At 57.8% G+C, this 19,225-nt stretch carries 14 protein-coding genes; 10 read left to right on the top strand and 4 right to left on the bottom strand.

The window, feature by feature from the left end:
* Positions 1–48 precede the first annotated feature (48 nt).
* A complete protein-coding gene (locus tag HY298_13520) occupies positions 49–888 on the top strand; it encodes a DUF1559 domain-containing protein (GenBank protein ID MBI3851274.1) in 840 nt (279 codons plus the stop codon).
* Positions 889–910: 22 nt separating this feature from the next.
* Here HY298_13520 and HY298_13515 read toward each other — a convergent pair whose 3' ends face one another.
* Both HY298_13515 and HY298_13510 read right to left on the bottom strand, forming a co-directional pair.
* The gene (locus tag HY298_13515; protein MBI3851273.1) at positions 911–3,865 is read right to left on the bottom strand and encodes a hypothetical protein; all 2,955 of its coding nucleotides are present in this window, start codon (positions 3,863–3,865) and stop codon (positions 911–913) included.
* A 6-nt stretch (positions 3,866–3,871) separates the two neighbouring features.
* Positions 3,872–4,546: a hypothetical protein gene (locus HY298_13510; GenBank protein ID MBI3851272.1), complete on the bottom strand. Its 675-nt coding sequence runs from the start codon at positions 4,544–4,546 to the stop codon at positions 3,872–3,874.
* Positions 4,547–5,218: 672 nt separating this feature from the next.
* On the opposite strand from HY298_13510, the gene recA reads away from it, so the two are divergent.
* Positions 5,219–6,277, top strand: coding sequence for a recombinase RecA (gene recA, locus HY298_13505; GenBank protein MBI3851271.1), 1,059 nt, complete (start codon positions 5,219–5,221; stop codon positions 6,275–6,277).
* A gap of 22 nt (positions 6,278–6,299) precedes the next feature.
* Here recA and HY298_13500 read toward each other — a convergent pair whose 3' ends face one another.
* Entirely contained in the window at positions 6,300–6,623 is a 324-nt protein-coding gene (locus tag HY298_13500; protein MBI3851270.1) for a PH domain-containing protein, read from the bottom strand.
* Between the two features lie 187 nt (positions 6,624–6,810).
* Between HY298_13500 and HY298_13495 the strand changes: the two genes are divergently transcribed.
* Complete coding sequence (locus HY298_13495; GenBank protein ID MBI3851269.1) at positions 6,811–7,509, top strand: translation initiation factor IF-3; 699 nt, start codon at positions 6,811–6,813, stop codon at positions 7,507–7,509.
* 34 nt (positions 7,510–7,543) lie between these two features.
* Here HY298_13495 and HY298_13490 read toward each other — a convergent pair whose 3' ends face one another.
* A complete protein-coding gene (locus tag HY298_13490) occupies positions 7,544–9,043 on the bottom strand; it encodes a DUF2851 family protein (GenBank protein MBI3851268.1) in 1,500 nt (499 codons plus the stop codon).
* Between the two features lie 76 nt (positions 9,044–9,119).
* On the opposite strand from HY298_13490, the gene HY298_13485 reads away from it, so the two are divergent.
* The 7 genes from HY298_13485 to HY298_13455 all read left to right on the top strand — a co-directional run bounded on the left by HY298_13485 (position 9,120) and on the right by HY298_13455 (position 19,216).
* Positions 9,120–10,508 (top strand): trypsin-like peptidase domain-containing protein, encoded by a 1,389-nt coding sequence (locus HY298_13485; GenBank protein MBI3851267.1) that lies wholly within the window; start codon positions 9,120–9,122, stop codon positions 10,506–10,508.
* Between the two features lie 74 nt (positions 10,509–10,582).
* The gene (locus HY298_13480) at positions 10,583–11,533 is read left to right on the top strand and encodes an ATP-binding cassette domain-containing protein (protein ID MBI3851266.1); all 951 of its coding nucleotides are present in this window, start codon (positions 10,583–10,585) and stop codon (positions 11,531–11,533) included.
* A complete protein-coding gene (locus HY298_13475) occupies positions 11,533–12,285 on the top strand; it encodes an ABC transporter permease subunit (protein ID MBI3851265.1) in 753 nt (250 codons plus the stop codon). The genes HY298_13480 and HY298_13475 overlap by 1 nt, the downstream gene beginning before the upstream one ends.
* 1 nt (position 12,286) lies before the next feature.
* Positions 12,287–13,807 (top strand): GldG family protein, encoded by a 1,521-nt coding sequence (locus HY298_13470; protein ID MBI3851264.1) that lies wholly within the window; start codon positions 12,287–12,289, stop codon positions 13,805–13,807.
* 5 nt (positions 13,808–13,812) lie between these two features.
* Positions 13,813–15,639: a DUF4340 domain-containing protein gene (locus HY298_13465; protein MBI3851263.1), complete on the top strand. Its 1,827-nt coding sequence runs from the start codon at positions 13,813–13,815 to the stop codon at positions 15,637–15,639.
* 76 nt (positions 15,640–15,715) lie between these two features.
* Positions 15,716–18,688: a hypothetical protein gene (locus tag HY298_13460; protein MBI3851262.1), complete on the top strand. Its 2,973-nt coding sequence runs from the start codon at positions 15,716–15,718 to the stop codon at positions 18,686–18,688.
* Between the two features lie 63 nt (positions 18,689–18,751).
* The gene (locus tag HY298_13455) at positions 18,752–19,216 is read left to right on the top strand and encodes a hypothetical protein (GenBank protein MBI3851261.1); all 465 of its coding nucleotides are present in this window, start codon (positions 18,752–18,754) and stop codon (positions 19,214–19,216) included.
* The last annotated feature ends 9 nt before the right edge of the window (positions 19,217–19,225 follow it).

Below are 19,225 nucleotides of genomic sequence, written 5' to 3'. Positions count from 1 at the left end.
AACTTATCAGCTCACCATTTCGAGTGAGCCAAAAGAAAGTGTGAACGAATGAAAACTTCTATTAAGGCTGTTCCCGTCGGCCGCCCGCCGTCCCCGACAGTGGGCTTCACGTTGATCGAATTGCTGGTGGTCATCGGCATCATCGCCATTCTGGCCGGCATGTTGTTACCGACTTTGGCCAAGGCAAAGTCCACCACAAAGTCAATGAGTTGCGAAAACAACTTGGGGCAACTGCAACTGGCTTGGCAGATGTACGCAGACGACCACCACGATATCCTGCCGCCGAACAATTGGGCGAACGTCAATTGGAATAATGGATGCCCGACGGGCGTTCCATCAGTGTCCGGAACGTGGGTTTTGGGAAATACCGCCAAGGACCAAGACGGTTGGGGCATCAAGAATGGCGTTTTATTTTCCTACCTTAACGAGGTGGGAGTCTATCATTGTCCGGCGGACCAGTCAAAGGTGGATGGCCGCAAGATATTGCGGAAGCGAAGCTACTCCATGAGCTTCTACATGAATGGCCAAACCAGTTCGCTCTACCAGCATAAGAGCAAATATACCGAGCTTCGGGTGCCGGCGAAGGCCTTCGTTTTTCTGGACGAGCATGAGCTTACCATCGACGATGGAGTTTTTTTTCTTCATGCCCCGGGCGACACAGGAGAGCATTGGGAGGCCAGCCATGGAGCAACTCCTGCGTTCGAGGGTGGGCACTGGATGGATCGGCCCTCTGACCGTCACAATCAAGGTTGCAATCTCTCTTTTGCTGATGGCCGTACGGAACACCGAAAATGGCTATTCCCCAAGAAGGGAGCCGGCGATCAGCAAGTGGCCAACGCGGCTGACTTTCAGGATTTGTGTTGGCTGCAAAAAGGCATCCCGGAATAATTCTTCGCGGGGCCGTCCAGGATCACTCGGTGGTGACGGCCACAAGGAAGGGCACCGCGTCGGCATTGCTGGAGACAAGATCGATGCTGACTACTTTCATGTCGGGACGCAGATTCACCCAAGAGCTTTTGAACAAGCGCAGCGACCTACTCTTGATTGATTGAGCGTGCGGATTGGTTCCCATCCAAATCAAAGCAGAGGGGTTTGTATCGAGCGGTTCGCCCGGCACGGTCCACCAGTCTCGCACGTCCTTGCCGTACACAATCGGGATGCTCGTGGTCTGATCGTCCGCGTAATGCACAAGGTAGTTTCCAACCCGCGTGCCATCTATCGCCTCAAAGCTCGTGGCATGGAGGAAATGCAGGCGCTTACACTTCCGGCCAATTTTGATCCCATTGATCCGGGGCGGATAACTGTTCGCAGACGGCGGTTCTATCTGGCTGGAAAGGTGAAGTATCCCGCGCACATCGAACCTCCTGCCGCCGAAGGTTTGCAACCCGGCCGGCAGATCGGCCAGATCATTTTTCGAGGCCGTTTTAAGTGAGAGATTGTAGTAGTCTGACAAATCCGCCGTTTCGGAGGCGGCCAGAGGATCGCGCGGCGGGATTTCTCGCATCTGTTCCCGGTGGCCACGGGTCTTTTTGCGGGCGGAATCCAGCGCCAACCGGGCATAGTCATAACGCTGTTGCAGCGTATGGTCGTTCGGCTTGGCCGCCAGCAAATACTTTAGGTGAAAGAGAGCGGGCCACCAGTCCCACGCCTGTTCGCAAGCCCGCGCTTCCTGATCGTGCCATGCAAACACTGCTTGCGCGGAATCAGAGAGGATTTCAGGGTATTTCCGCTTGAGCTTATCCCAGGCGCTTTTGACATCGCCCCTCTCAAACGGACGAATTCCTCCAGTCTCATCGAGTTGGCTGCCGGAGAGCAACTGTGCGAGCAGCACCAGATCCGCCGCCGGCAGGTCGTTTCGCGCCAAGGCCGCTTTGGAGAGCTTGGGCGCGTCAAGGTCATAGCTGGTTTTCAACAACGGGGTCAGCGGCTCGCCTGTCGCCAGGTCCCAGACCCTCGCCTGCGAGTCCGCGTTTTCCGTAACCAGGATGGCGTTGTCTGAGCCGAAGAACGCCTGTCTGAAGGGGAGCTTCTGTGTGAGGGGTTGGGTCAAAGATTTGCCCGAACCCACCTCGAACGTTCTGATTGTATTGTCGCTGCTGCTGATAGTCGATTTAAATTGTCCGTTCGAACTGAGAGAATCTTCGCGGTAAACGGCGGTGGGTGGAATCCGCAGCGGCGGTGGTTCCAATATGGCCAGGTCCCAAACGCGGACGGCTTCGGCTCGTTGCAGGGTCAGCACGAGGTGGCCATCAGAACTGAACAATACTTGTCCGAACGCCGTGTCGTGCTTGAGCAAGGGAGCGCACAACACGGCCGAATCTGCGTCCCACATCCGGGCCAGGTTGCCCTGGCTTGCAGTAATAATCCGTCTGCCATCGGGGCTAAAGTGAGCATCGAAAACTTTCACCTCTTGCAGGAGCGGACGGAGTGGTGAGGGTTGCGTGGCCAAGTCCCAGACCTCGATCGTGTTGTCGCGGCTGACCGTCACGAGACGGTCGCTTTCGGGACTGAAAGCAACGGACGTGACCCAATCCTGGTGCTCCAAGGGCGGCAATATTTCTTTGCCCGCCATCACATCCCACAGTCGCGCAAGGTTGTCGTGGCCCCCGGTCGCCAGAATTCGACCATCTGGGCTGAACGCGCCGTCCTTGAGCCCGTCATGCACGAAATCGGTCGGGAGCAGTTTGCCGGTGGTGGCGTCCCACAATCGAACCCGATTGTCCCCGCCCACAGTGAAGACCTGGCGGCCATCCGGGCTGAAAGTGAAACCTGTGACTTCCCGATCATGGCTAAGCGGTTGTCCGATGGCTTCACCTGTGGCGACGTTCCAGATCTGCAATTTCTTTGGCTGAACCACGGTGATGATTCGCAAGCTGTCGAGACTGAACTGAGGGGATGGGCCATCATATCGAGCAACGTGGTGAATCGGATGCCCGATGAGTGATTTGCCCGTCTCGGCGTTCCAAAAGTGAACAGTGTTGTCGGCACCCGTTGTGGCAATTCGTTTCGCATCCGGGCTGAAGGCGCCGCTGAGCACCGGTCCGCGATGGGGGAGAGTAAGTCGCCGTGTGCCCGTCGCCAAATCCCACACCTGCGCGGTGTTGTCGTCACTGGCCGTGATTACTGAGCGGCTGTCCGGACTGAAGGCGGCCTGGTTGATCCTTGTCTCGTGCACAAAAACGCCAACGAGCTTCGGACATTGGCGCAAAACGCAGGCAATGCGGATTCGATGCGATTCTTCGCGCTTGGCATCGCCACGATCAAGTCTCAATGCCTCTGTGAACGACAACAACGAACCGAATAGGTCGCCTTCGTTCATCAGGCGGGTGCCGTTGGTAACGTGAAGTCGGACCAGATTCTGCGTGGCGAGATTCCGTTCGCGATTCATCTGGAAGAGGACTCCGGCGGCAACGACCGCGAGTAAAGCCACCAGCTTGCCGATGCGGGTCAGCAGCGCCAGCCGGCGCTCGACCAAGTGCAGACGCTTCACCGAATGTCCAGCGCAGAGTAGTTCCAGATCGGCGTGCATCTTTCCCGCAGTTTGATAACGTTGTCGTACTTCCGCGCGGCAGGCCTTGTGGATGACCGTGTTGAATTCCAGCCACCGGGCATGGTCGAGTTGCGCGGCCAAATCCGGTAACGGCTCTGGAAAATCCTGGTGGCTCTTTCCCGTGCTCATTTCGTAGAGCACAATGCCCAGACTGTAGAGATCCGCTTGCGGCGAGCCGGGACCTTCCGGCGGAATGAAGCCTTCCGTGCCGACATAGGAGCGGGCTTCGTTCATGCCAGCCACCAAACCCACATCCGCCAGCTTGGGCACGCCGCCGACGAAGATGATGTTCGACGGCTTGATGTCGCGGTGCACCAATCCCTATTTGTGAAGATACGCGAGAGCACTGGTAAGCGAGAGACCCAGTTGGATGCATTCGTCCAGTGGGAGGCGGTTCGTGGTTGGTCGAGGGTTGAGAGCCGGCTCGCGAATTATCGGAGTTGAGTGTTGAGTGTCCGGGCGGAGCAAGCTGCGGAGGGTGCGAGGGACGTACAAATCCGAATTCCGAAGACCGAATTCCGAAGGAAGCACGAAACCCGAAGTCCGAAGGAGGGCAGCTTCTGCGTCTGTTTGGGATTTCGAACTTCGGATTTCTTTCGGATTTCGGATTTCGAGTTTTGGATTCTCCCCGGCATCATCCGCCAGTTCCATGACGTAGTAGAAATAACCCTCGGCGTCGTTGCGGCCAACCTGGAGCAAATCCACGAAGCCTTCGTGTGAACGAGAGATGGGTTCAAATTTTTGGATGCCTTCAAACTCACGCTCGAAGGGGCGGTCGTGCTCGAAACTGTGTCGATGCACGATCTTCACCGCGCGATAAGTGCCCATGACGCTGCGCGCCAGCCAGACTTCACCGTAACTACCGCCGCCGATGCGACGCAGCAGTTCGTGGTCGGGAATGGCGGGTGGAGGAACGGAGTGCTGGTTTGATGGAGTACTGGGTTGCGGGACGGACGCACTCTTCGCCGGGAACATTTCTGGATCACTTTGCGGCATCAATCAACGACGTTAGCAGAAGGTCGGTGAGATGAAAGCCCGGAAATTTGCCCCCGGTTGTCAACTGCAGTTATCGTTTGCGGGCGCTTGAATCCAAGGCCATGCCATCAAGTGTCAATCAGCCCGACAAAGAGTATTATGCAGCGGATAGTCCCCCATCGTCTCAAACTGTTTAATGTTCAGTTCAGCATGGGCGCGGTCTTGACCTTTTTTAGCGAGAGCCAACCCCGTGGCCTTATTCGTCTCAGACGCCACTTGGGTAACGCCTTTGGTTTCGGCGGTCGGGAGCAATTCGGAAGTTTGTCGGAGGTTTGAAGTTTGAAGAATACCGACGCATCATGCTGAGCCGCGTTCAGCCCCGTCGGGGGCGGCATCTTTGTGGTAATCGACCATTTCGATCAGTTCCAAGCTCCTTCAGCAGCGGCATCTCAGGCTTTAGCCTCCTCGGTGCCGCACCGCTGAGGCGTCGCATGCTTCAACGGCAACGTTCCATAAAGAAGTCGCTCCTGACGGAGGTCTCGCCCTTTTTGCGAGGTTGTTTTTCCGATTATCCCAAAACTGGTTCGTCCTCGAAATAACATTGAACCTGCGATTGACTAAGCGCGCGGGGATCTTTATTAGGAGGTGAGCATTTTCGAACCAAGTTTTCCAAATCAACCAAACTCAAACTTTATGCCTCCTAAAACCACCGAAAAGACTGCACCCGTTGAAACCTCCAAAGCCACCGTCACCCGGCAACGCGACCTCGATGCGGCCATCTCGTCCATTACCAAAGCCTACGGCGACGGCAGCATCATGCGCCTGGGCGACGCCCGCGCCCAGGTCAAGATTGACGTGATTCCCACCGGCGCATTGGCGGTGGATCTGGCGCTCGGCGTGGGCGGCGTGCCGCGCGGACGCGTCGTGGAAATTTTCGGACCGGAGTCTTCCGGCAAAACCACGTTGATGCTCCACGTCGTGGCCAACGCGCAAAAGGCCGGCGGATTGGCTGCCTTCATTGACGCCGAGCACGCGTTCGATCCCGGTTACGCGAAAAGGCTCGGCGTGAATCTTGATGACCTGCTCGTCTCACAACCCGACAGCGGCGAGGAGGCTCTGACCATTTGCGAAACGCTGGCCCGCTCGAATGCCTTGGACGTGATCGTCATTGACTCCGTCGCCGCGCTGGTGCCGAAGGCTGAACTCGAAGGCGAGATGGGTATGGCGACCATGGGAATGCAGGCGCGTCTGATGAGCCAGGCGCTGCGCAAGCTGACCGCGATTCTCGGCAAATCCAAGACGACCTGCATCTTCACCAATCAACTGCGCGAAAAGGTCGGCGTGATGTTCGGCAATCCCGAGACGACGCCCGGCGGAAAGGCGTTGAAGTTTTACGCGAGCGTCCGCATGGACATCCGCCGCAAAGACACGCTCAAAGACGCCGCTGGCAACGCCATTGGCAACCACGTCAAAGTGAAGATCGTGAAGAACAAAGTCGCGCCGCCGTTTGCCGAGGCCGAGTTCGACATCATCTACAACCACGGGATCAACAAGGAGGGTTGCATTCTCGACGTGGGCATCGAATGTGGCGCGGTGGACAAGAAAGGCGCGTGGCTGCAATTCAACGGCGAACTGATTGGTCAGGGCAAAGACGCCGCGCAAAAGACCCTCGCGGAAAAGCCGGAACTGGCGAAAAAAATAGTCGAGGCCATAATGGCCAAACGGAACGCGCTCGCCCCGGCCAAGGATTAACGCGAATGAATGAATAGAGCGCCTAGTCCGTCCCAGCCGCAGCCCGGTTCTCGGGTGCGGCCTGATAATTCTCAATCAGTTCCTTGATACGCCGCGCGTCGCCTTTGGAATGCCCATGACTTTTCAACGGATCGCTCCCACCGGAAGATTCGATCAGAATGTCCGACCAGATGATGCCGGTCTTGATGTGGACAGAAGCGACCTTGTGGATGCTGATGCTGATTTCATCAATGCTGAACCAGGAACGCTTGCGCCGGATCACCGCCTTGTCGGTGACCTCAATGCGCGTGGGAAAAAGGAAGTTGCCCTTTGTCCAACGACTGGCCTGGAAGATTTCCGATGCCATGATGCGCCGTCTTTATTGGTTGATTCCGGCGGAACAAGCAACCTCGTTTGCACAAAAAAATTCGGGCAATTATTTGCTTGCAGACCATGAGCGACAGGCTTAGTTTCCCGTCGAATGAGTTACCGGCCAATTGCCAAAGTCAGTTCGAGTATCGCCGCATGAACAAGCTTCAACCGACGGGGGTGTCTTGAGCCGCCCTTTCCTGCCTCGTAATTCCTCCACTGGTGCTTTCGTCAGGATCAATGGGAAAATCCGTGCCCGCGAGGTGCGGGTCATCGGAGTCGATGGCAAGCAACTAGGCGTCCTGACCCTGGGCGACGCCCTCACCCAGGCGCGCGCCAACGGGGTGGATCTCGTGGAGGTTTCGCCCAATGCCACTCCGCCCGTGTGTCGGCTGGTTGATTTCGGCAAGTTCCGCTATGAACAGGCCAAGAAGGAGCGCGAATCCAGAAAGCATCAGCACGCCAACAAGGTGAAGGAGATTCAATTAAGCCCAAAGATTGATCCGCATGATCTCGGCGTCAAAATCAGCCACGCTGTCGATTTCCTTTGCGATGATATGAAGGTGAAAGTCGCGTTGAAGTTTCGCGGTCGCGAAATGGCGCACACAGAAGTCGGCTTTGAAGTGATTGAAAAGGCGCTCAAGGAAATGGCCGCCTATGGCCATCCCGATTTCACGCCCAAGCTGGTCGGTCGGGCGATCAACGTCATGATCAGCCCACTGCCGCGCAACAAGCGGGCGAAAAATCCGCACCAGGAAAACGACCAGCCGGGTCCGCCCAACTCGCAAATCACCGCGAATCGGAAAGAACCTGCTTCGTTGCCGCCTGCTTCTGAACAAGCGACCGGATTTACCAACAATCCGTTTGCAAAGATCGATGCCTGATCATTGTCGCGCTGCGCCTGCCGCAGCCCCGCTGTCATTCCACTGAATGCCATTCGCGCACCAGTTGCGGAAACTGGCAGTTCTCGCAGATGGCGTTGGAGTGATCGCAAAAGTCCCGCACGATTTGCAAGAGTCCTTGCTGCGCGGCCGCACCGAGCAAGGCCCGCGCCGGCGCACCGCCGAGCAATCGCTGACGCGCCAGGCGCAACACCGCGTTGTCCTCCGCTGACGGCCAGGCGAGGTAACGATGTTCGGCCACTCGCTGAAGTTTTTCATTTTTACCTTCCGCCGCGCGCACCCAGAACCAAGGCAGGATCACATTCACCGCCAGGTCGGTCACCCGCGCCGCGCCGAGCAACGGTTGCGGTTTCTTGAGCCGGGCGGAACGGAATGTCCAATGCCACGACCAGAAATCGTCCCGCTCGACTTGCAGGATTTTCAGCAGTGAATCCGCCAGCCTCGTCGGCTCAGAAGGTAATTCCGTGGTGAACCATTTTTCCAATTTCGCTAGAAAATTCTCCTCGGTCAGCCAATGTGCCGCGAGCGCCAGACGGCGTTGCGGATGGTTGGCAGGACGCAGCCCGTGGAAACGCCACAATCCGCGCGGTAAAATGCAATCGCTGCATTCATCGCGTTCCCGCCACCAATGATCCCAGATGCGACGGAGATAACTGTCGCTGGCCGTCTGTGCGCGCGACAAATCGACGGGCAACAAACCGCTGAGACCAAAGAGGCGCGCTTGCAGCGCGAGCGGCGAGAGTTTTGGGGACCCCCAGCGTGGGCGCAATTCCGCCAGCCGCTGCATCGGCCAGACGTTGTGCTTGTAGCCGAGCGCGCGAAAGAGCCCTTCCCAAAATGATTGCTCCCAACCAGCCTGCCGGGCGCGGGCCTGAAACTGGGCCGCCTTGCTCTGCCATCGGACTTGCGCGGCCTGATGCAGCAACTCCGTCAACTTTGGCTCGGACAAGACGCGCAGCGGAGCGGAACATTGACCGAGCAGGTTCTCCGGCAACGGCACCCCGCCCTCGCGACCCAGCCACGTACTGAGTTCTGAGATCGGCGCATCGAGCAGCCGACGCAACGGCAGCGTGGGAATTTCTCCGGCAGCCGGGCGCGCACTGTCCCAGATGACATGGAGAACAACTTTTTCGAAGGCGGGGTTGCCTGCGTGATGATGCGCGCGCCAGCCGCTGGATTGGAGATCGACTTCGACATCGCCGGCGCGTGGCGGCTCGTCGCCAATCTGCACCATGGCCCCGCGAAAATCCGGCCCGGCTTCGTGGTTCGCAAAACCGGGATGAAGCACGCGCACATTTTTTCCGTCCAAGGTCGTGAGTTGATCGCGCAAGAGCCGCTGGTGCTGCCAGATGGCTTGGAGCAGATGTTCCGGCGGCGGGGTTTCGTGGTCCTCCCGGAACACCGCCGCCACGCCGCAGCGGGCGCGCCACTGGGCGTAGAAGGAGAGTTGAGAGTTGAGAGTTGAGAGTTGAGAGTTCGTGGCCTTGCTTTTGCGCGGATGCTCTTGCAAAGTCAAGCCGCGTGCGCGCGAACATTCGAAGTCGCGCGGCGAAACAATTTAATGAACCCACGCGGGGTTTCTTGTGTTGAATATGAACATGGTTTCCGAGGGAGAACATTCCCGGCGGGTTCAGCCGCGAAAGTGGCGACTGACCGCCTGGCTGCTGGTGATCAGCCTCTGGACGGTCTGCGTCCACCCGGCGGAAGTGGATGTGCGTCGGGATGCCGCCGTGGAGGCCGTCGAACGGGTCATGCCCAGTGTGGTGAACATCCAGACGGAAACGATTGTAGAATACAGCGATCCCTTTGATGAATTGCTCCGCGAATTCTGGGGGCCGTATTATCGGCGGCGTCCGCCCAACACCGAATACAGCCTCGGTTCGGGAGTTATCATTCACGAAGAGGGCTACGTGCTCACCAACCTCCACGTCGTGCGGCGGGCCAATCGCATCACAGTGAAAGTGTTCGATGGAAATCAATTCAAAGACTACGAAGCGGAGCCGATTGTCGGCACGACCCGCAGTGACGTGGCCTTGCTCAAGTTGAAAACCAAACCCGGCGAACGCTTCCGGGCTGTCAAGTTCACCCGCGATGATGATTTGCTGCTGGGGGAAACGGTGCTGGCGTTGGGCAATCCTTTTGGTCTGGGCGGCTCGGTCAGTCGCGGCATTCTGAGTTCCAAGAATCGTCGCCTGCCGAAAGAGGACGAGCCGTTGGACGTGGCCGACTGGCTGCAGACCGACGCGGCGATCAATCCTGGCAACAGCGGCGGCCCGCTTATCAACTTGCGCGGCGAACTCATCGGTTTGAACGTCGCAGTTTATCGCGAAGGACAAGGAATTGGCTTTGCGATTCCAATCAAGCAAGTCACCGAGGCGCTCTCGGAGATTTTTATTCCAGAAGTGATCCATTCGCTCTGGTTCGGCGCGCGGATCAAAGCCGGCCCGTATCCGCCCACAGTCACTTTTGTGAAACCGAACAGCCCCGCCGGCCAGGCCGGGTTGCGCGTGGGCGACCAGATTCTGCAGGTGGACGGCAAAACGCCGAAAGGTTTTATCGAATGCAATGAAATGTTAAACGTCAGCACTAAACCGACCACCTTGCTCGTCGCGCAAAAAAATGGTGATCATCGCAAATTGACGATTCAGTTGCTGCCGTTGAGCCGGTTGGTCAAAGACAAACTGGGACTCGACGTCCAGGAACTCACGCCCGAATTGGTCCAGGCACTGGGGGTGAAAGGCAAGGTGGGGCTGTTGATTGCCGACGTGGAAAAAGGCGGGCCGACGGAACAGACGAAGTTGCAAAGCGGTTTCCTGATCACCGGCATCGAAGGACAAACCACGACCTACCTGATGACGGCGGCTGATATTCTGGCGGACAAGAAAAAAGGCGAGCGCGTGCGACTGACAGTGCTGGTGCCGCAGCGGGCGGGTAACCTGGTCGGCTATCGGCAGGGCACGGTGGATGTCAAGGTGCGTTAGCTATGAATTTATGTTGGCCGAACCGGGGAGTTCCGGACTAAACTTCGCTTCGCCGACCCATGAACAACAACTTCATGATTGAAGTTTCAAATTTGACCAAACGTTACGCGGGCAACACCGCCGTGTCCGGCCTTTCGTTCACGGTCGGGCGCGGGGAAATTGTCGGCCTGCTCGGCCCCAACGGCGCCGGCAAGAGCACGACCATGCGCATCCTTTCCTGCTACATGCCGGCCACTTCCGGCAGCGCGCGAGTCGCGGGACTGGATGTGTTCACGGACGCGGACGAAGTGCGGCGGCGCATCGGTTACATGCCGGAAAACAATCCGCTGCATCACGACATGCGCGTCCGTGAATACCTCAAGTTCCGCGCGCGGCTGAAAGGCTTGAGCCGGAAACGTTCGCGCGAACGCGCCGACGTGGTGACTGAACAATGCGGACTGACGGAAGTGAGCCGGAAAATCATCGGCCATCTTTCCAAGGGTTACCGGCAACGGGTCGGTCTGGCCGATGCCCTCTCACACGAACCGGAGTTGATCATCCTGGACGAACCGACCATTGGCCTGGACCCCAATCAAATCCGCTCGGTCCGGCAACTCATCAAGGATTTGGGTCGCAACCACACCGTTCTCATTTCGACTCACATTTTGCCGGAGGTGGAGATGACGTGCAACCGGGTGCTGATCATGCATCGGGGAAAAATCGTGGCGGCGGACTCCCCTGACAACTTGCAAAAAATCATGAGCGGCAGCACGCGGATCATCGCGGAAATCGCCGCGCCGCCGGACGACTTGCGGGCCTGCTGGGAACAGTTTCCCGAAATCGAGTACTACGATCTTTCACCGACGGATGGCGAGTTCCACCGCTGCGCGCTGACACCGCGCGACGGGATGGATTTGCGGGCGCAGATTTATGCCTTGGCGCGCGAGCGTGGCTGGGTTTTGCGGGAACTGACGCGCAACCGGCATTCGCTGGAAGACATTTATGTGCGCCTCACCCGGCCGGACGAAGAAGGGGAGGAAGGTTGATGCAAGCTTACCTCACGCTGACGCGGCGGGAGCTGGCCAGCTTTTTTGTGTCGATGACCGGCTACGTAATCATCGCGGGCGCGTTGTTTCTGATGGGATTGAGTTTTGTGGTGCTGCTGGTGAAGTTGCAGTCCGAACCGACGCCCATGCCGCTGACCGAATTGTTTTACTCCACCCCGTTTTTCTGGCTGATCCTGCTGCTGGCCTCACCGGTGATCACGATGCGGCTGTTTGCCCTCGAAAAATTCTCCGGCACGTTTGAAACCCTGATGACGACACCCGTCAGCGATTTGCAGGTGGTGCTGGCGAAATTCACCGCGGCCATGATGTTTTATGTGCTGATGTGGCTGCCGCTGCTGGGCTGCATCTTCATCCTGCGCCATTATACCACCGATCCAGGCGCACTGGATGTTGGCGCGATTGGCACCACCTACCTGGGGATTCTATTATTGGGTGGACTGTTCATGTCACTCGGTTGTTTTGCCTCAGCGCTGACGCGCAGCCAGATCATCGCGGCAATGATCAGTTTCGCGGCGGGCATCACTTTGTTTTTGTTGAGCTTTCTGGGCAATCAAATATCCGTGGATGCCGGCTGGCAAATGCAGGTGTTGAATCACTTGACGATGTTCGATCACATGCTGGACTTCGCCCGTGGAATTGTCGATACCCGCCACGTCGTATTTTACGTGAGCCTCACGATCTGGTTTTTGTTCTTGACGCTGCGCGTCGTGGAAAGCCGCCGCTGGAAATAACATGGCCAACGATACGTCAACCAAGCCCAGTTTTTCCGCCGGCCGCAAATGGACCATCGGCTTCAACGTGGTGGTGGCCAGTCTGGCGGTGCTGGCGTTGGTCGTCATGGTCAATTACCTCGGCGTGCGGCATTACTGGCGTTTCCAGTTTTCGGACCGCGGCCAGATGAAGCTGTCTCCGCAGACCGTGAACGTGCTGCGTTCTTTGACCAACGAGGTTGCGGTCACAGTTTTCTTTGACGCACAGGGCGAAGAGGAACTTTACAGCCTCGTTTCGTCGCTGCTCAAGGAATACAATTATCTGAATCCCGCGATCAGCATCAAAACAGTTGATCCCATGCGCCAGCCGGGGAAGGCGCAATTGGTGCTGGCCGAACACAAACTTACCAACCCCAAAGACAAGAATTTTATCATCTTCTATTGCGCGGGTCACCAACGCATCGTCTATCAGAACGAGCTTTCGGACTATGATCTCCAGGCAGTCATCAGCGGGAAGAGCAAGGAGTTTAAGCGCATTGGTTTCACAGGCGAAATGCTGTTCACTGCGGCCATTTTCAACGTGGCGAACCCGCGGACCTACAAAGCTTATTTCCTCCAGGGACATCGCGAGCACAACCCGGAACTGACCGGCGAACCTCACGGTTACGCCAAGTTCGCCGCGCTGTTGAAGGAGGAAAACAACATCCAGCCCGAACGATTTTCGCTCCAGGGAACAAACGAAGTGCCCATGGATTGTCAGCTCCTCATCATCGCGGGCCCGCGAATACCCTTGAGCGACAGCGAACTTGAAAGGATCGAAAACTATCTCAAGCAAGGCGGGCGCTTGTTTGCCCTGTTGAACAACATGGCGTTGGGTAAAAGATCGGGCTTGGAAAAAATTCTCGCCAAGTGGGGCGTCGATGTGGCCGATAACATGGTCTTCGATCCGAAGAATTCACCGACTGGGAGCGATTTGCTGACCGCCCGGTTGAGCGACCAGCATCCCGTCGTCAAATCACTCGTGCCGGATGCCTTGCGGATCCGGCTGATCCTGCCGCGCGCCGTGGGCAGATTGGAGACCGGTGTTCCCAAGGTCGATGCGCCCAAGGTCGATTTGCTGGCCGCCACAAGTGAAGGTGGAACGGAAGCGACTGAGATCCGCGGTGGCGTTCCTTATCTCAATCCCTATCGCGGCCAGCAGGCAACTAATTTTCCACTGATCGTGGCTGTGGAACAAGGCGGCATCAAGAACGTCACCGATCATGGCACCACGCGCATGGTCGTGGTGGGCGATTCGCTTTGCCTCGACAACGAAATCATTGATTCAGTGCCCGGGAATTATTATTTCGCCAGCCAGGCGGTGAACTGGCTGCTCGAACGTCCGCAAATCTTGTTGAGTGGACTCGGCCCGCGCCCGCTCAAGGAATACAAACTCATCATGACCGATTCCCAACGGCAATCCGTGCAGTGGCTTTTGCTGGCGGGGATGCCGGGCGCCGTGTTGCTCCTCGGTGGTCTGGTCTGGTTGCGGCGACGCCGTTAGCAAGCATGAACACGAGAAACACCTGGACGATCCTCGCGCTGGCCGCGGGCCTTTTCGCCTTCATCTTTTTTTACGAACGGCACGCGTTCAAGAAGGAGACTCCGACGAACCTGGTCTTTCCCTATCTCAACACCGATGCCATCTCTAGCGTCCAGGTGTCGCCCGCCGGCGTGAAGGAAATCCGCGCCGACCGCACCAACGGCAACTGGCAACTGACCAAGCCGTTGGTTTATCCCGCCCAGACTGCTCTCATCGAAAACTTGCTGAAAGCGCTGGGACAACTCACTTCGCAGTCCCCCATCACCGCCCAGGAATTGCGGAATCGCTCCAGCACCGACGCTGAATTTGGTTTTGACAACCCCCAGGTCTCGCTGACGTTGCAAGAAAGGGATGCCCGCCGCCGAATCCTCATCGGTGCGCCGACGGCCCTGCGCGACCAGTTTTTTTTACGCGTCGTAGGCGATGAGCGGATTTACCTCGTGGACGCCAACCTGCTCAAGCTGTTCCCCCGCCAGGCCGAGGACTGGCGCGATCCCTCCCTGGTGAATCTCAAAGGCCTGGCCTTTGACCGGCTCACGGCGACGAGCGGCCCTCGGATTCTCGAACTCCAGCGCGAGGCGACCAACAAGACATGGCGCATGACCCAGCCCATGAGAGCACGCGCCGACAATCCGAAAATCGAAGACCTGCTCCGAAAACTGCAAAGTTTGCGCGCCAGCAAATTTGTGACGGATGACCCCACTGCCGATCTGGCATCCTTCGGCCTCCAGCCGCCGGAACTGGAACTGGCCGTCGCCCAGGGAACAAACAATCTCCTCGTGTTGCAATTCGGCAAGACTGACACCAACGAAACCTCCATGATTCATGCCCGGCGGCGTGATCAGAATTCCGTCGTGCTCGTGCCCAAAGCTCAACTTGAGCCGTGGCGGGCGCAGTACACGGATTTTCGCGACCGCTATCTCGTGTCTCTCACGGCCGGCAGCGTCCGTGTCGTCGAGGCGCGCGGCAATGGGAGTTTCACCGTGCAGCGCCAGACCAACGACACCTGGCGGCTGACTGCCCCGGAGGTTTTACCAGCCGATGCCGGGCTGGTGCGGGAATTGTTGGCCGACCTGAGCGGATTGCAAATTACCGAATTCACCAAGGATGTCGTCACTGAACTGGATTTTACGAATTACGGCCTGGCTTCGCCGGCGCGACAATACATCTTGAAAAGCGGCGAGGTCAGTGAAGTTGCCGGAGCGACAAATGCCGTGATTGCACAACTCGATTTCGGTGCCGTGCGGGATGACAAGATCTATGTCCGCCGCAGTGATGAAAGCTCGGTGTATGCGGTAAAGACCAGGGATTATGTGCGATTGCCCGCGGCAGGTTGGCAGCTCCGGGATCGCCATATCTGGAGCTTCGCTACGAATGAAGTGACCCGCGTCACCATCCGCGAAAACGGACAAGTCCGACAACTGCTCCGGAACAGCTCGAGTCAGTGGTCACTCGCACCCGGCTCGCAAGGCATCATTGACGATGTGACGATGTATGCCTTCGAAGAAACGCTTTATCGGCTGGGCGAATTGACGGCGGCGGCCTGGGTGGATCGCGGCGATCAGAACCGCACCCGTTATGGCTTCTCGGAAAAATCACTCCAAATAGCCATCGACGTGAAGAATGATGACAAACTCCAAACGTTGACTGTCGAGTTCGGTGCCCTCGCGCCATCGAAATTCCCGTATGCGGCGGTGACGCTCGATGGCCAGCGCTGGACGTTCGAATTCCCGTGGTTGCTCTACCAACAAATCTTACTCCACCTGACGATTCCTTCCGGCTCGACTCCCTGATATGGCACCGCGAGTCCAGCGCTCTCCGAGCCGTAGTCTCCGAGCCGGAGGCCGCTTCTGGAGAATTGCCCGGAGATTGTTCCGCTGGTTTCGCATCAGCGTCCTGCTCGTTTTACTCGGCGTGATCATCGCGGCCATCTACTTGAATCAAGTTGGCATCCCCAACATCATCAAACGTCCTCTGCTGGAGGAACTGCGAGCGCGCGGCGTGGAACTCCAGTTCGACCGCCTGCGCCTCCGCTGGTATCGCGGTATTGTCGCCGAAAATGTCCATTTCGGAGCCGCGAATCAACCTCAAGGCCCGCAGTTCTCGCTCGCGGAAGTCGAAGTGCGGATCAATATGGCCGCGCTCAAAAAACGGCGACTGCAAGTCGATTCCTTGCTGCTGCATCAGGGTCGTTTGATCTGGCCGCTCACGGACACCAATCAGCCGCCGCAAAAATTGTTCCTGGACAACATCCAGACCGAGCTTCGCTTCCTTCCCAATGACCAGTGGGAACTCGATAAATTCCAGGCCCATTTCGCCGGGGCCAAAATGCAACTCGCTGGCACCCTCACCAACGCCTCTGCCGTCCGTGACTGGACATTCCTCCGCACCGGTCGGCCGGCGAATCGGGAGGTGATGCAGAACCGGCTGCGCCAACTGGTGAACACGCTCGAAGCAATCACGTACGCCTCCCCGCCGGAACTTCAGTTGGCCGTGCGCGGCGACGCCCGCGACCTCGACAGTTTCAACGGCAACCTGATCTTGAGAGCGCCGGGCGCGGAAACTCCCTGGGGACAATTCAGAAACGGCTTGTTCTCCGTGAAACTTCTTCCCGCAACCGCCAGCAATGAACTACACCAGGCCGAACTCAGTCTGCGCGCCGCCGATGCGGAAACCCGCTGGGGCACGAACCAGAATCTGCAACTCGATGTGCATCTGGTCTCCGCCAGGGACAACACCAACCTTGTCCAAGCCGACCTCAAATTGCTGGCCGGACCGATCGGAACGGCGTGGGTGCAGGCGGATGCAGTGCAGTTCACCGCCCATTGGACCCACGCCATCACCAACGCCATTCCCTTGTCCGGCCAGGGAGAGTTGCAACTGGCGGGCGTCGAAACTCGCTGGGGCAAAACGAAGCGGACGCGCATCGTCGGTCGGCTTGCGCCGCCCGGCACGAATGCGCCGCCGCGCACCGACGAAAGTTGGGCGTTGTGGGCCGACCTCGCGCCCTTCGCACTGGATTGGGAAGCCCAAATCAGCGGCGTGGAATCGCCCGAACTGTCCGTGCAGGAAATTGTCTGTCAAGGCAACTGGCGCGCGCCCGAACTTACCGTCACCAACCTCCACACCGAACTGTATCAGGGTCAACTCGATGCCCGCGCCGAGGTGAACGTCGCCACGCGCGAATTGACAGCCAATGCCTCATCCGATTTTGACGTGCACAAGATTTCTCCGCTGCTGACCGAGAAAGGTCGGGAATGGCTCTCGCGATATTCCTGGGAAAAACCGCCGCAAGCCCACGGACAGGTGTTCGTAGTGTTACCGGCGTGGACAAATCACCAGCCCGATTGGCGAAAGGACGTGCAGCCGACCCTCCGCTTGCAGGGTGAGTTCAGCGCCGGCCACGGTGCTTATAGCAACGTGCCGGTCACCTCAGCTCGTTCCCATTTCACGTACTCCAACGAAGTTTGGAATCTGCCCGACCTCGTCGCCACCCGTCCCGATGGAAAACTGGAACTGGCCCACATCGCCGACGATCGTACGCACAATTATTATTTTCGCGTCCACAGCACGATTGACGTGAAAGCCCTGCGCCCGTTGCTTGAAGAAAAAGAGCAACGCGCCTTCGATCAAATTGAATTTACTACGACGCCGGTCGTTGACGGCGAAATCTGGGGCCGCTGGCACGCGGTAGAACTGATCGGTTTCAAAGGCCGGGTCGCGTGCAGCAATTTCACTTTTCGCGGCGAAACCGCCACGCGCTTACAGAGCGCATTGCAATTCACCAATAAATTCTTGACGCTGACGGAGGCGCGAGTTGAACGAGCTGCCGAATATCTCACCGCCACGAGCGTGGGTATCGATTTCACGGAGCGGAAAGTATTTCTGACCAACGGATTCAGTGTCATGGACCCGATGGTCGTCACCCGCGCCATTGGCCCGAAAACCGCGCACGCCGTCGAACCCTATCGTTTCTTGAAATCGCCGACGGTGCGCGTCAACGGCGTCATTCCCATCGACGACATCGAGACCGTGGATTTGCATTTCGATGTTGATGGCGGACCGTTTCAATGGTGGAAATTCAACGTGCCACAGATCGCGGGCAGCGTGGACTGGGTCGGTCAAACGCTGACGTTGACCAACATGCAAGCGGCATTTTACGGCGGCCACGCGGCCGGCGACGCGGCATTTCAGTTCGCGCGCGGTCAGGGAACGGAGTTCGGTTTTGATGTGACCGTCACCAACGCCAGCCTGCAACAACTCATGGCCGATCTCTCCCCCCGAACCAACCATCTTGAGGGCACCCTCAAAGGTCATCTGACGATCACGAATGCAAACTCGGACAACTGGGAAAGCTGGCAGGGCAGCGGCAAGGTCCGATTGCGCGACGGACTCATCTGGGACATTCCGGTCTTTGGCATCTTCTCGTCGATGTTGAACCTGCTCTGGCCCGGTCTTGGTAACAGCCGCGCCAGCGACGGCGTCGCCACGTTTACCATCACCAACAGCGTGATCCACTCGGACGATTTGGAAATTCGCTCAACCGGTTTTCGGATGCAGTATCAGGGGGACGTCGATTTCAAGGGGCGCGTGGATGCGCGCATGGAAGCCGAACTGTTGCGTGACTTTCCGGGCCTGGGTCGCGTTCTCAGTCTGGCGCTGCTGCCGGTGACCAAAATCTTCGAATTCAAAGTCACCGGCACCTTGAGCGATCCCAAAAGCGAACCGCTCTATCTGCCCAACTTTTTCCTGATGCCGTTGCATCCATTGCAATCCTTGAAGGAACTCTTCTCCCCCGAACCCGCCAAACCGTTTGCGCCACCGCCGGAAAAGAATCAGTGATGGACGGATAATTTGGAAATTAATCAGCATTGAGTTTATTCTGCCGCCCGTTATTCTGTCCTCATGCGCCGCTCAATCACATGGCCGCTCTTGTTGCTCTGCATCGTCCCGGCGTTCGCCGCGCGCGCGGTCGATGGACGTGTGATCAAGGTGCTGCCGCATTTTTTGGACGCCAAGGGTCAACACACGCTGTCTCCCAGTCTGTATGAGCGCGATGCGTACCAGGCGCAGTTGCGCCAGCATCCCGAAAAGCGTTCGGCCATCCGCTTTGATGTCCAGTGGAAGCTCGTCAGTCCGGGAAAGTCGCCGCACAAACTACGCGTGGAAATCCGGGGCGTCGCAGCAGGCAATCAGCCCAAGCAAAAAGTCCTGGAGAAGCTGGTGAAGGGCCGCGGCTGGTTCAGTCACTGGTCGGCACTGACTTTTGGCGGCGACGAGTATAAACAATTTGGAGAAGTGACCGCGTGGCACGTCAGCTTGTTGGAAGGCGACCTGGTGCTGGCCGAACAGCAGTCGTTCTTGTGGTGAGACGGAAGA

The sequence above is a fragment of the Verrucomicrobiota bacterium genome, from assembly GCA_016200005.1.
Taxonomy (GTDB): Bacteria; Verrucomicrobiota; Verrucomicrobiia; order Limisphaerales; family PALSA-1396; genus PALSA-1396.
The sequence above is the reverse complement of the archived record's forward strand: the minus strand, read 5'-3'. Positions and strand labels throughout refer to the sequence as shown.

Bases quoted from the DNA above. Each gene is read 5' to 3' on its own strand.
- HY298_13520 (MBI3851274.1), top strand. From the start codon at position 49: ATGAAAACTTCTATTAAGGCTGTTCCCGTCGGCCGCCCGCCGTCCCCG.
- HY298_13510 (MBI3851272.1), bottom strand. From the start codon at position 4,546: ATGCCGCAAAGTGATCCAGAAATGTTCCCGGCGAAGAGTGCGTCCGTC.
- recA (MBI3851271.1), top strand. From the start codon at position 5,219: ATGCCTCCTAAAACCACCGAAAAGACTGCACCCGTTGAAACCTCCAAA.
- HY298_13500 (MBI3851270.1), bottom strand. From the start codon at position 6,623: ATGGCATCGGAAATCTTCCAGGCCAGTCGTTGGACAAAGGGCAACTTC.
- HY298_13485 (MBI3851267.1), top strand. From the start codon at position 9,120: ATGAACATGGTTTCCGAGGGAGAACATTCCCGGCGGGTTCAGCCGCGA.
- HY298_13480 (MBI3851266.1), top strand. From the start codon at position 10,583: ATGATTGAAGTTTCAAATTTGACCAAACGTTACGCGGGCAACACCGCC.
- HY298_13475 (MBI3851265.1), top strand. From the start codon at position 11,533: ATGCAAGCTTACCTCACGCTGACGCGGCGGGAGCTGGCCAGCTTTTTT.
- HY298_13470 (MBI3851264.1), top strand. From the start codon at position 12,287: ATGGCCAACGATACGTCAACCAAGCCCAGTTTTTCCGCCGGCCGCAAA.
- HY298_13465 (MBI3851263.1), top strand. From the start codon at position 13,813: ATGAACACGAGAAACACCTGGACGATCCTCGCGCTGGCCGCGGGCCTT.
- HY298_13455 (MBI3851261.1), top strand. From the start codon at position 18,752: ATGCGCCGCTCAATCACATGGCCGCTCTTGTTGCTCTGCATCGTCCCG.